The 12217-nt window shown below is 55.8% G+C and carries 11 protein-coding genes and 2 pseudogenes; 7 read left to right on the top strand and 6 right to left on the bottom strand.

The features are described 5' to 3' along the window. The first annotated feature begins 251 nt into the window (after window positions 1-251). Window positions 252-1217, top strand: a complete 966-nt coding sequence (locus tag PHA01_RS12830) for a hypothetical protein (protein WP_271896075.1) — start codon at window positions 252-254, stop codon at window positions 1215-1217. 542 nt (window positions 1218-1759) lie between these two features. On the opposite strand, the gene PHA01_RS12825 is transcribed toward PHA01_RS12830, so the two are convergent. Beyond that, complete coding sequence (locus tag PHA01_RS12825; protein WP_271896073.1) at window positions 1760-2002, bottom strand: hypothetical protein; 243 nt, start codon at window positions 2000-2002, stop codon at window positions 1760-1762. 617 nt (window positions 2003-2619) lie between these two features. Further along, window positions 2620-2985, bottom strand: coding sequence for a hypothetical protein (locus tag PHA01_RS12820; RefSeq protein ID WP_271896071.1), 366 nt, complete (start codon window positions 2983-2985; stop codon window positions 2620-2622). Window positions 2986-3204: 219 nt separating this feature from the next. On the opposite strand from PHA01_RS12820, the gene PHA01_RS29585 reads away from it, so the two are divergent. Next, window positions 3205-3351 (top strand): GFA family protein, encoded by a 147-nt coding sequence (locus tag PHA01_RS29585; RefSeq protein WP_465248735.1) that lies wholly within the window; start codon window positions 3205-3207, stop codon window positions 3349-3351. Further along, the gene (locus PHA01_RS12815) at window positions 3284-3571 is read left to right on the top strand and encodes a GFA family protein (protein WP_465248737.1); all 288 of its coding nucleotides are present in this window, start codon (window positions 3284-3286) and stop codon (window positions 3569-3571) included. The genes PHA01_RS29585 and PHA01_RS12815 overlap by 68 nt, the downstream gene beginning before the upstream one ends. A 77-nt stretch (window positions 3572-3648) precedes the next feature. Here PHA01_RS12815 and PHA01_RS12810 read toward each other — a convergent pair whose 3' ends face one another. The 3 genes and pseudogenes from PHA01_RS12810 to PHA01_RS12800 all read right to left on the bottom strand — a co-directional run. Then, complete coding sequence (locus PHA01_RS12810) at window positions 3649-5454, bottom strand: YbhB/YbcL family Raf kinase inhibitor-like protein (RefSeq protein WP_271896069.1); 1806 nt, start codon at window positions 5452-5454, stop codon at window positions 3649-3651. 783 nt (window positions 5455-6237) lie between these two features. After that, window positions 6238-7075 (bottom strand): annotated as a pseudogene (nadE, locus tag PHA01_RS12805) (ammonia-dependent NAD(+) synthetase). Between the two features lie 132 nt (window positions 7076-7207). Continuing rightward, window positions 7208-7423 (bottom strand): annotated as a pseudogene (locus PHA01_RS12800) (DUF982 domain-containing protein); the annotation flags it as partial. Window positions 7424-7796: 373 nt separating this feature from the next. Here PHA01_RS12800 and PHA01_RS12795 point away from each other — a divergent pair. The 4 genes from PHA01_RS12795 (at window position 7797) to PHA01_RS12780 (ending at window position 10961) form a co-directional block, all read left to right on the top strand. Next, a complete protein-coding gene (locus PHA01_RS12795) occupies window positions 7797-8195 on the top strand; it encodes a GlcG/HbpS family heme-binding protein (protein WP_271896648.1) in 399 nt (132 codons plus the stop codon). Window positions 8196-8204: 9 nt separating this feature from the next. Further along, window positions 8205-9353 carry an MFS transporter gene (locus tag PHA01_RS12790; protein WP_271896067.1) on the top strand — a complete coding sequence of 383 codons (1149 nt, stop codon included), beginning with the start codon at window positions 8205-8207 and terminating at the stop codon, window positions 9351-9353. A 144-nt stretch (window positions 9354-9497) separates the two neighbouring features. Next, window positions 9498-10082, top strand: a complete 585-nt coding sequence (locus tag PHA01_RS12785) for a TetR/AcrR family transcriptional regulator (RefSeq protein ID WP_271896064.1) — start codon at window positions 9498-9500, stop codon at window positions 10080-10082. Between the two features lie 276 nt (window positions 10083-10358). Next, window positions 10359-10961, top strand: coding sequence for a helix-turn-helix transcriptional regulator (locus PHA01_RS12780; protein ID WP_271896062.1), 603 nt, complete (start codon window positions 10359-10361; stop codon window positions 10959-10961). Between the two features lie 90 nt (window positions 10962-11051). Here PHA01_RS12780 and PHA01_RS12775 read toward each other — a convergent pair whose 3' ends face one another. Next, the gene (locus PHA01_RS12775; RefSeq protein WP_271896059.1) at window positions 11052-12065 is read right to left on the bottom strand and encodes an alpha/beta fold hydrolase; all 1014 of its coding nucleotides are present in this window, start codon (window positions 12063-12065) and stop codon (window positions 11052-11054) included. Window positions 12066-12217 lie beyond the last annotated feature (152 nt).

Here is a 12217-nt window from a genome sequence, read left to right as displayed (position 1 = left end):
TTCCAGGTGTTGTTCCAATATCGCTTGTAGATAACCGCCAGCACTTCCGGACTTTTGTGTGAGGTCAGGAGCCCAGTAACTCTGCCAGTTCTAATGGAAAGTTCAACATGACCCGTTCCAAGGGAGAAGTCCTGGCGATTAGTCCTGCGAGGGCCTCCAGCAATAAAGAGTTTAAGCAATTAACTTCAAGTTCAGCTTCTCGAATCGAACGCAGCGGAATAAGGTAATATCGCGTTGTGGGGGAATAGCTTATGGTCCAAGTATCACGGGTAGCTGCTAATAACGATGCTCCGGAAAATGAAGTAGAGATCACTCCGGTAACAAGTGAAGAAAGACGGACATCCGAGTTGGTTATCGCACTCGTGGGGCCGGTCGGCGCGGGTGTTAGTACTACTTCGAAAGTACTCAGTGAACTTTTAACAAAGGAGTATCACTACAGCGTCGATACTATCAAAGTCAGTGACATCGTCAACGAACGCGCGGGCCTAGTGGATCACGAGAAAGTCGATGCCAGCGACGCAGTGCGGATCGACAAATTACAAAAAGCTGGCTCAGCGCTTCGAGAGCGATTTGGTGAAGATGTTTTGGCAAATTTTTGCATCGACAAAATTCACAACGGTCGGGAACCTGATCCCGAGCAAGAAGGTCTGATCGTCGACAAAGTGAGACGTCACTGCACGATTATCGACTCGCTTAAGAACCCTCGCGAGGTCAGTAGGCTTCGGACAGTTTACGGCGAAATGTTTTGGCTATTAGGCGTATTCGCCCCCGAAAATGTGCGGGTAGCGAGACTACAAACCGACCAGCCTGATAATGCCTACATTCAAAAAATTAATGACCAGGACTACGACGAAGGTGTAGAGCATGGACAGTCCGTGAAGGATACGATGAGCCACGCCGATACCTTTATTCGAAATGATGCACAGAATACGATCAAGCTAAAAGATGTAATCGGAACATTTTTAGAGCGAATCTTTGAGATTGGGATTCGCACTCCGAATTCCGAAGAAACAGCGATGTTCTCCGCAGCTAGTGTTGCGATGAAATCTGCGTGCCTTTCGAGGCAAGTGGGAGCGGTCATTCAGAGTTCAAATGGAGAAATCATCGGTCAAGGTACCAATGACGTCCCGAAATTTGATGGAGGGCTCTACCACATGGGCGGACATGTCAATCGAATGACAACCCAACCGTTCTTGAGTGTCTTCCAGCGGACATAGTATTGCGCAAGACTTCACAGCCGATACTCTTTAATTTTAAACATGGAGGCTGCCATGGCGACGCAGTTAAATGGACGTTTGGAATGCTCCGAATGCCGGACGACGTATCTGCGGATACCCACACAAGTTCGATCGGACAGTCCAATATTATGTACGACCTGCGGTAACTATATCGGCAGATGGCATGAAGTCGAAAGCAGTTTTATGAAGCAGGGCGGTTTGAACGGAGTGTTCGATCTCCATGATGGCCATATTATAAAGAGATGATGTGACTGCTTCCGATCAAATTCCTAGATGAGATTTGGACAACCAGTGCCCCACGGCAGCACCGAGCGCGACGCCCACGGCGATCCCAATCGCAGTGCTATCAAACAACATGTTTCCGAGCATTGCGCCAATCCCTATACCTAGACCCATTCCCATCGCCATGCCAATTCTCCCACGGCTGTGGTGCTCCCGAAGATAAACTACGCCGCCGTAGTTCAACAGGTAGAACATCGCTGCAAGCGAGATCAGTTTTCCAGTCGCCGCGGCGGCCTTCGTTATTTACTCAACCCGAGTTCAGCGCAACCAGCAACAAACTCATCCGGGATCATTGGGCCATACCCTTCGACTTCTACCTTGAGGACTGAGTGCTCGCTCATTGCGGCAAGCGCGTCCTTGGCGTTGGTGAACGTTTTGACTGTAGTGTTCAGTATCTCATCCGGAATGAATATGCGTACTTCTGCATTGGGGTTGAACATCATGAGGCTCCCATTCTTCTCATTAGCGCTTTGGCTTTTCATCGTCACTCATACAGTTCCGTGATTATAACCCTAACAAAGGCTACATCCTTTCGTTCCGGAAACACCTTCACGCGTTAATCAATTGACTCTTATCGCCTTCTCGCAAATCCGAAATGAAACAGACCCGATTTCCTGAGGCGATCCACGAAACGCAAGGCAATACGCTTGGCCAACTATTCACTGGATTCCAAACAAGCCGCCCGTATCTGGGTCGTCCAGCAATTAGGGTTTCCATTCATAAGGCTTCTAGCCCAAACCGCATCTGTGCGTACCATGTCACCGCCCAATTACTTTCGAGTACCGATCATTAGTGCGGATGATATCAATTGCGCTTACTTTTAATGGTTTGTAACGTTTCCGAAAGCGAACAATGCGCTTATCCTGGACGGTGCTTATGAGATCGCTGACGCCAATCCTAGCTGCTTGCCAAACACCGGCTGATGCGGCGTGCAAGGTCGCCTTGGGATATTTCCTGACGAGGATGCCCATAGCGCGTAGTTTCGCCACCGCCTTCATGCGGGTCCACGAAGAGCCGCGGGAATCTTGTAGCAAGTATCGTTCGAGGAACTTTGGCAGGCCGCTACGTGCCTCAATATCGGATGTCACGCGCTTATTCGCTAATGCTGGATGACCTTGTCGAAGCTGAACTTTTTTCCCTTGCGTACTTTCTTTGGAAGCATGGCGTGTGCCGTATCGCCAATCGCCCCCATTGCGGCGCTGGTCCCGCTTTGTACTGCCCGTGTCGCGATGCTCAGCGTTTGGCCCCCTTTTTTTAGGCCCTGTTTGCCGGCATCCGCGATTTCCTTTCGCTCTTCGATGAGTACCGCAGCAGCCGCCGCTGCACCAGCAGTCAGAGCATTGGCCAGCACCTCGCGTCCAACGGGATTGCTTAAGAGACCGCGCAGGATTTTTGACTGGCGCAGTGTTTTGGGAACCTTCAAGCCTGCAACCCGCTTCGGTACGGCTTTGCTTTTTTTACCCATAATTTGTCCTCCTCTTCGTGGGTGATCAACGTGAAAAAGCCAGCCGGGTTCCCACGCACTACGGTTTTCGAGAAGCGGCAAACTTAACTCGACAGAGCGTCCGACCAACAGTCGCCGTCGACAGACTTTTCGTTGCCGGCGCTGCGGGGGTCAAATCATGGAACTTCTCACCGACACAGACGATTTCGGAATGAGGGCATCAAAGAAAAGGAGAAGCTAGTGGCAGAAATCGCGGGCGGATGTCTTTGCGGCAACATACGATTTCAATTGGAGCGAATTAAACGCACGCATCTTTGCCATTGCGACATGTGCCGCCGGGCGACGGGCGGGGCCTTTCGCCGTACTGAGTTGGGTCGACGAGGCTGATGTCGGCTGGACGGGCCCGTCGCAGCCGACATCAGCCTCGTCGCCGATTGCTTCCCGCAGTTTCTGCGCGGATTGCGGCACGCCCATCACCTTGCAGTATACGTCAGCCTCACATGAAGTCGCCTTCTATGCCGGAACATTCGACACCCCCGAACAAACGCCGCCGACATACAACTATCACGAAGAAAGCAGACTGACATGGGCGCAATGCGGTAACTGACATGGGCGCAATGCGGTAAAGGACTCCCGGTCCATGTTCCCGACGAAGGCTGGTAGCGTCTCCCCTTCCCTGGCCGCTTATTTGCTCGCGGTCTTCCTTTCATACGTACCCACAATCTGGCCTTCAGCCAACACATGGCCCTCCATCGCCTGCAAAACGGCGTCCCGTTTGGCACCGGGCTCAAGTCCGAGGGTGGGAACGTCGAGAGCGAATATCTGGAAATGGTAATGGTGGGCAGGATCGCCTAAAGGTGGCTTGGGCCCGGTATATCCATGCGAACCGGACGAGTTCGCGCCCTGCTTCATGCCGTTCGGATCCAAGAGCACGGGCTCGGTTGGAAGTCCCTCGCGCAGCTCAGTGGTGGTGCCCGGCACGTCATATGCGAGCCAGTGGACGAAGGGCTTCGGTTCTGCCGCATCAGGATCGTCGGCAATGATGACGAATGACTGTGTGCCTTCCGGAGCGCCGCTCCAGCTGAGCCTCGGCGAGGCATTGTCGCCGTCCGCCGCATGTGGGAGGGGCACGGCCTGATCACTGTCGAAGCTGGAGGACACCTTGATCGGCTCCGTCGTTTTCGCATCGACAAGATCGACGGCAATTTTCGACACGGGCATTTCGGCGACCACATTTGGAACGGCCCCCGGCCCGGCTGGGGCAGAAGCCGTGCCGTCGTACGAAACCCTGTAGACGACGCCGTTGGAATCGTCCGCGACGTAAATAGATCCGTCCTTGCCGACAGCAACACCTGTCAAGCGGCCGAGGAAGCCGTATTTGCCGTTTTCCTGCTTGAGAAGAAATCCTTCCAGAAATTTCTCGAAGCCGACAGGTTTGCCGTTTTCAAAATTGATCCGCACTACTTCATAACCGCTCGGCGGACGGCGATTCCATGAACCGCGCATGGCGACGAAGGCGTCGCCCCTGTAGTCTGCGGGAAAGGCGTTGCCGTCGTAGAACGCCATCTGCATGGGCGCACTGTGGGCGGTGTAGCCAAGCACGGGTTCCGTCGACAGCTTTGCCCACTGGTGGAGCGACATCCCTTCCGGCGTGTTGATATGGGGATTGATATCACTCATGCCGAAGACGTACGGCCAGCCATACCGCTTTCCTTGCTCGATGCGGTTGACCTCTTCGACCTGAACCTCGTCGCCGAGCCAATCGATCCCGTGATCGAGGCCGTAGAGAGCTCCGGTCGTCGGCTCCCAATCGAAGCCGATGGTGTTGCGCAGGCCGCTGGCAAAAATCGTCCGGCTGCTGCCGTCCTTCTTGGCGCGGAGGATCGTTGCGTTTTCCGGATTGCTCTCCTGGCATTCGTTGCAGGTGCTGCCCACGGTGATATAGAGCATTCCGTCAGGTCCGACGGCGATGGTTCGGTTGGCGTGCTGCCCCGCGTCGGGCAGGTCGTTGATAATGCGCTTGAGAGGACCAAATGTCCCGTCGTCGTTCACCTCAGCCGTGAAGACATCGTTCACCGCGACGAGGAAAACCGTCTTGCCGTCAAAAGCAATGCCGTGCATGCCGGGGCGGCTGGCCACCATCTGGACGTCATCAGCCTTGCCATCGCCATTGTCATCCTTGAGCATAATCACATCGCCGACGCTACGCCTGGTCGCATAAACAACACCCTTGTCCGAAACGGCAAGCATCCGGGGGTTGATCAGGTCGCGGGCGAAAACGTCGACCTTGAATCCTTCGGGCCGCTTGATGAGGGTTGTCAGCCTGGCGTCGTCCTTGACCTGGAGCTTTTCCGGTTCGAGGATCGAGCCTTGGACAACGACGTCGGAGGACTCTCCGACTGTACCCTTGGTTTGCGCCACTCCATGGGAAGGCAGCGCTAGACATAAAACGGAAACGGACAAAAGAAGAGTGTGCAGTCGGGAATACATCAGACCTCCCAGGCGATCTTGAACTGAATTACTGGTCCGCAACGTCGACAGAAGCTTTTTGATCCTTATCCGGCCACAAAAAAATGAGTACTCTTTTGCGAAAGTTGAGTTGTTGGAAGGATAGGATCCTCTCCTTCAACCGGGTGTTGAATGAACATCCGTTCGCCTACCATCGTGTCAGCCGTTTGCACCAGAGTAGTAACGGTCTGCCGACAACTTCTTAAATCACGTCGTCACTGGCAGTTTGCGGTTTCCATGGAAATGGGTTGCGGAGCCGCGCGCCACTGCCAGCAGTTCGCCGCGACGGGAACTTGCAAACGTCGGTTGCGTTAAGCTGGTTGACGAATGAATTGAGATCACGTTGATGATTATGATTTCGACGCTCCTGGCGGCTGACTGGAGGATAGTCGTGTCTGCGGCCATTTTAGTCCTTGTTTTCCTTTGGGGGCGTTTTGCGTTCAAGTCGTGATCTCGTAGTTGCAGTGCGGACAGTTCGACAGAGGTCCCGGCATCGATCATTCCGAGCCCAAGGAGGGCGTCGGGCCTCACCTAGTCCATAAGATTTACTCCGGAACAATCCACCTTGAGAGCAGGTTTGTTTCCCGTCGGAAAGTCCCACATCTCCCCGACGCGAGGCCCGGCGTGTCACCGCCCATTGCAACCCCGCGCCGGGTCTCACCTGTTCACGGAACCTTCGCTTAATGGCTGGCGGTGGCTCCCCTTCCTCCCATGACAATTCGGTTCGTGCGTGCCGCGCTTTGGAACGTATCTTCCACCCTCAAATCACCTGTCCAGCATTGATGAGTCGGGACTTACAGGCAGGGCGCGTTTGTGTTGCGTGGCTTTATAGGCGCGAACAATGATGTCCCTGGCACTCTCCTCGATCAGCTTCCCTTCCAGGAAGTCATCGATTCTGGTCGTAGGTGACCCCATAGGCATCTTCATCGGGACGCTGTGGCACGAGAGACTCAAGGTCGGCTGTCGGGACCTTGGTAACCAAGTGATCCGGAGCGCCCAGCGTTGCAGCCATGGCGCGAATGCGCCGTTTGATCAATCCGGACAGCGGCAGGATGTCGGCCGCTCCGTCGCCATGCTTGGTGAAGAAGCCCATGACTGCCTCTGCCGCATGATCCGTGCCGATGACGAGGCCGTGGTGAGCCCCAGCAATTGCGTACTGGGCGATCATGCGTTCCCTGGCCTTTATGTTGCCGAGTACGAAATCCTCATGGGCCTCGTCGCGGAACGCGAGATCACCCCGCTTCAGCGCCATTATCATCGCGTCGACGGCCGGCTTGATGTTGATTGTCAGAATCCGGTCGGGTGCGATGGTCGTGACAGCCATAGTTGCCTCCTCCTCATCTGCCTGCAGGCCATACGGCAGACGCACAGCGATGAACTGGGCGTCGTTTCCGCTTTTGCGAAATTCCACTACGGCACGCTGGGCAAGCAGACCTGCAAGGAGTGAATCGACACCTCCGCTGATGCCGAGCACGTAGGTATTCAATCTGGATGAAGACAAATACCCAGCGAGAAATTCGGTCCGCCTTTCGATCTCGGCGGCAGGATCAAAGTTGGGTGCAACTCCGAGCGTTCGTATGATTTCGCGTTGTTCGTCGTCCATGAAGTCCGTTCCCTCCTGTCGCAGATCGTCACCGACCTGTTCCACATTCCTTGCGCGCCTCTTTCGCCATATATTGACAGGCTTTCCTCCTCGCGTGCGGCGGCGGCATTGCGACGCTACGAGTACTCCCGCTTCGGTGGCGGCCTCAACGAATGCAAGTCTGGCTTCTTGGCCGCCCAATTTTCCTTCCATGGCTCTGATGCACGCCTGACGCGCCGCAACGAGCTTGGGAGCATCTTCGATCGGCCATCCACCTGAAAGGTGCTCCGCAGCTTGTGCCACCGAACTGACTACCCAGTGCCGACCAGCCGCGGCAATAATGACCTCGTTGAAATGGACATCGTGCATTCCTGCTAACTGCCAGTTACCCCCGAAGTTCCACCACGCGATTTTCCCGTAAATCTGGCTGCGGTCGAACTCCTGTGAGCCAGCGTGTGAAACTAAGGTGCACGCGTTCCAAAAGTGCGCTGTTCGAACAAGAATTCCAGCATAGCTTGAGAAAGAATAGTGTTTGAGAGTGGGCGAGGATTATGGCCGCCCGATCGCCGACGACGCTAGCCGAGCCGGGTACGATGGGAGTGTCTTTAGCCCAGCACGGGTATTCCGATTGCATTTGCGTGGCAAACACTTGCCATAAAGGACCGAATGGTCCATAACTGTTTTCGTAGCCTAAATTTGCTTGCGGTCTCCGCCGCTTCACCGACAGGAGAACGAAGTGACAATGATACTCACGACCGCAGAAACAGTGGTTGCCGCCGCGAAGGCAGCAGTCTCGGAGCACAGTCTTCCGCCAATGAGTATCAGCATTGTAGATAGTGGCGCTCATCTCGTTGCCTTCGCAAGAATGGATGGCACATTCATCGCGTCGATCGACGTCGCTCACCGCAAAGCGAGGACTGCTGCTCTGTTCGCTACGGACACGGCGGCACTTGGTCCGATCTTAAGGCCGGGGTCAGCGGCCTACACCCTTGAAAACAGTAACGGCGGTCTTATCGCCTTCGGCGGAGGGGTGCTCCTCAAGGATGATACGGGCAAGATGATCGGGGCTGTGGGCGTTTCCGGGGGAACCGTCGAAGACGACGAATTTGTCGCCCAAGCCGCCGCCGCAGCATTGACATAGGAGGGCAGCATGCCGCTCGCCCTGTACGCCCTTGCCGCCGCTACCTTTGCAATCGGCACGACTGAATTCGTCATCGTCGGCCTGATCCCGGAGATTGCAGACAATCTCGCCGTCTCATTGCCAGCGGCCGGGTTGCTCGTCAGTTGGTACGCGCTAGCCATCACCCTCGGCACGCCTATTTTCTCTGCACTGACCGGAAAATTTCCGCGCCGACCACTCATCCTCGGATTGATGACCCTCTTCACTGCCTGCAATCTCGCGGCGGCCCTCGCTCCCAATTACTGGTCGTTATTGGCAGCGCGCATCGTCATGGCGGTTTCGCACGGTGTCTTCTTCGGCATCGGCGCTGCAGTCGCGACGACGTTGGTGCCTAAGGAAAAGTCTGGCTCTGCGGTCGCGATGATGATGGGCGGATTGACCATCGCCATGGTTGTCGGTGTACCCCTTGGATCATGGATTGGTCAGAACGCGGGCTGGCGGACGCCGTTCCTGCTTGTAACCGTTCTCGGAACTCTCGCGCTTGTAGCCCTGCTGCTCTTTCTGCCGCGGTCGATTCCGCATTCGGCATCACCGGGCTTCGCTGCTCAGATGCGCCTGCTCGCCAACAGGCAACTCGTCGTCATGTACCTGCTCACAGCCGTCGCCTTCGGAGGAACGTTCGTCATATTCACGTTCCTGGCTCCCATCCTCATGGGACTTACCAAAGTAGGATACGGCACGGTAAACATCGCCCTCATGCTCTTTGGCGGTGCTACCGTTGTCGGCAACTACGCCGGAGGGCGGCTCAGCGACACTACCAGCACCAAACGAGCGATCGTGATCACGCTGTTCGGATTGATCGCCTGCTTCGCGGCCTTTGCCAGTGCCGTCTACAACGAGATGGCCGTTCTCACCGTGATCGCAATCTGGGGCATGTTCGCTTTCGCAATTCCCCCGATCATGCAGGACGGGGTCGTGAAGGTCGCCCGCATCATAGCTCCAGATGCCGTACCGACCGCCTCGGGGATGAATATCGCGGCGTTTAACCTCGGCATTTCCGGCGGATCCTTTATCGGCGGCCAGTTGCTTGCGGGCCCGGGTCTCATCGCTACGCCATATGCGGCGATAGTCATGGCGCTGGTTGCTCTGGCAATCGCCATATTTGGCTGTCGTGTGTAAGAGAATGCGCCAGTTAGCGCAGCAGAATGAACAGGGTGTCGAGGCACGGCATGACATCCAGCGCAACCAGTCGAAGCGTGCCTCCCTTTGTCTTGTATTTGAGTCGTTGCAGCCTTACATTTTTTCAAGAAAGTGAGGATTGGAATGGCAAGACCGAGGGAATTCGACGAGCACGAGGTACTCGAGAAGGCCATGAAAGTCTTTTGGCAAAAAGGTTACGAAGGAGCGTCAGTCTACGACCTCATGGAGGCGACTGGACTGAAAAAATCCAGCATCTACAAGGCGTTCACCAGCAAGCAAGAGCTGTTCTGGAGAGTGAATGCAGTTTACCAGAAGGATTACCTCGGGTTCATCGATGTCGCTTTGGCACAGTCAACGCCGCGAGCAATTGCGGAAGCATACCTGCGCGGACAGGCCGATCTGCATACGGAAGGTGCTTACCCCTGGGGCTGCTTCGAAACAAACGCCGCGCTCGCATGCTCGAGCGATGGCGAGGACATTCAGCAGGCTCTCGTCGAAAGTCGGTTCAATCTGCAGAGAAAGCTCGCGAAGGCCTTTCAACGGACCGAGTTCGACGGCCCGATGCTTCCCGATGCAACGCCCGACGATGCTGCCGCGTACGTCGTTACGCTCGTGCAGGGAATGGCGGTTCAGGCCAAGGGCGGCGTCTCCCGCACCGAGCTCCATAAGTTCGTGACATTTTCGATGATGGCTTGGCCGCAGTCTTGAGCGGGATAACCGAGCTATCTTTATAGAGAGGCCGAGCTGCTTAAGCTGCGCACTCAGTCAAGGCCTCCATCCGACCACCTGAATTGAACACAAGCTTCGAATTCCCTCGTTAGGCGGGGAGCCGTGAGAGGTATAATCCATGATCATCAATGGCCACACAAGCGAATATCGCGACGGTCGCGAAGCAGTAGCAGCGACGGAGCGTGCCGGCCGAAGAAACGCCGGCTACAGGGCGGCTCTTTATCGCAATCCTTCCTGATCGGGGGTGGATGTCATATGCAGGATTCGCCCTTTGACAACGTTCGGTTCAAGATCCCGCGGTCTATCCTCGAGAATCTGGCACGCAAGGGAAGCAGCGCCAATTTCGAGGGTCTTTCAGGCGAGCATGGGGTGGAAGATCCCGTGGTACGTTCGTTGGCGGAAGCACTGGTTCCCGCTCTTGATCGACGCGAGCCGGCAGACCGCCTGTTCATCGATTACGTCATGCTGGCTTTGCATACGCACATATCGGAACATTACGGCGGTGTGACCGATTCCGGAAAGCAGCAACACGGACTGACGACACGTCAGCTCAAGTGTGCGACCGCCTACCTTGCCGGCAATTCAGGACGGGATGTGCGCGTCAACGAAGTCGCCGCCCATTGCGGGCTTTCGGTCAGCTACTTTATTAAGGCATTCAAACGGGCGACCGGGAGAACGCCGCACCGCTGGCTGCTTGAGTACCGCACACGGCGCTCGCTCGACATGCTTCAGGGCGACCAGTCGATCGCGGAAATTGCAGTTGCCTGCAACTTTGCCGACCAGGCGCACTTTTCGAGGGTCTTCAAGCAGATATACGGCACCAATCCCGGAAATTGGCGGCGGCAGCAAACCATCTGACGTGAGCTGCTGCACGCAGAAGCGCCTTTGCACTTCCGATGCATCCACCGCCCCCGACTTTGCCAAATGCACCAAGACGTGATTGGAGGCCTAGTTGAGCGAACCCCAGAACCCGCCGAGTTCATCGCAGATGAACTGGGTTTTCTCCTCGAACACCCAGTGACCGCATTCATCGATGACACCGCCCCTGGCCGAGGTCGCAATCGCTTTCGCACTGTCGATACAGTGTGATCCAAACGAGGCGCTCCCTGCCCAGGCGAGCATCGGAACCGTCAACTTCTTCTTGGTGAGTTCGCCAGTCTGTGCGGCCATCTGAGGTATGTATCCGTAGTGGTTCAAGCTCGCACGCAGGGCACCCGGCTGGCGCATCTGCATGACAAACTCCTGAACCTCACTTTCAGAGACGGCCTCCGGGTTATAGGCGAAGTCACGGAAGAAATGCCGCAGGTATTGTTCTTCGCGCCCCTCGATGAGCATCCGGGAGATGTCCATATTCATGTGCATCTTGAGGTGCCAATAAGCGACGTCCGGAGACACGTAACCTGGGTAATCCAACCCAAAGAAGGGAGTTTCGATGGTCGATAGGGAAAGCGCCCGATCGGAAGCCAAATAGGCAACCGCAACTGAAGGCGGGCCCCCCAAATCATGGCTCAAAATGTGAAACTTCTGAACCTTCTCCAAGTCCATGAGTTCGATCATGTCTTTGGCGATCGTCTTCGGCTCATAGCCGTCAAAGGGCTTGTCGCTGTCTCCATAGCCGCGAACGTCCGGCGCGATGAACGTATACCTGTCGGCAAACTCTCCCATGATGGGAAGAAATTCCCGGTGGCTCTGCGGCCAGCCATGGATACAGAGGACAACTGGCCCTGTTCCAACCGTTACATAGTGCAACCTGATTCCATTGACGGTAGCTCGTTTGTGAACGAGTTCGACCTTGTCGGCAGTCTGGCCGGCCGCTTGCGGTGAACCTTTCGCGTCCGTGGGTTCGGCGGCTTGTGTAGAGGCCGCATGAAGCCCGACCGCAGCGGCTACCGAACCTGCACCAAGGAGCACGCCCCTGCGAGTCGTACCCTCTTTTACAGCGTTGTTCTGGCGATCGCTCATTACTTTGACTCCTCATGTGGGACGCAGGACCAGCCTGCTGATTGGCGGCATTTTCGACAGCTGTGAGCAGTTTCAGTCCTTGCCTTTTCCCAGCAACCCGCCGCAACCCGAGGTACGGGTAACCTGCGCGAAACCGGAGCCGGCTTGCACGA

It is taken from the genome of Candidatus Phyllobacterium onerii (assembly GCF_028331445.1).
GTDB lineage: Bacteria > Pseudomonadota > Alphaproteobacteria > Rhizobiales > Rhizobiaceae > Phyllobacterium > Phyllobacterium onerii.
Note: the sequence above shows the minus strand (reverse complement) of the source record. Positions and strands in the feature narration are given on the sequence as shown.

Coding starts and splice junctions, on each gene's coding strand:
- PHA01_RS12830 (WP_271896075.1), top strand. CDS start 252: ATGGTCCAAGTATCACGGGTAGCTGCTAATAACGATGCTCCGGAAAAT.
- PHA01_RS12825 (WP_271896073.1), bottom strand. CDS start 2,002: ATGAAAAGCCAAAGCGCTAATGAGAAGAATGGGAGCCTCATGATGTTC.
- PHA01_RS12820 (WP_271896071.1), bottom strand. CDS start 2,985: ATGGGTAAAAAAAGCAAAGCCGTACCGAAGCGGGTTGCAGGCTTGAAG.
- PHA01_RS12810 (WP_271896069.1), bottom strand. CDS start 5,454: ATGTATTCCCGACTGCACACTCTTCTTTTGTCCGTTTCCGTTTTATGT.
- PHA01_RS12795 (WP_271896648.1), top strand. CDS start 7,797: ATGATACTCACGACCGCAGAAACAGTGGTTGCCGCCGCGAAGGCAGCA.
- PHA01_RS12790 (WP_271896067.1), top strand. CDS start 8,205: ATGCCGCTCGCCCTGTACGCCCTTGCCGCCGCTACCTTTGCAATCGGC.
- PHA01_RS12785 (WP_271896064.1), top strand. CDS start 9,498: ATGGCAAGACCGAGGGAATTCGACGAGCACGAGGTACTCGAGAAGGCC.
- PHA01_RS12780 (WP_271896062.1), top strand. CDS start 10,359: ATGCAGGATTCGCCCTTTGACAACGTTCGGTTCAAGATCCCGCGGTCT.
- PHA01_RS12775 (WP_271896059.1), bottom strand. CDS start 12,065: ATGAGCGATCGCCAGAACAACGCTGTAAAAGAGGGTACGACTCGCAGG.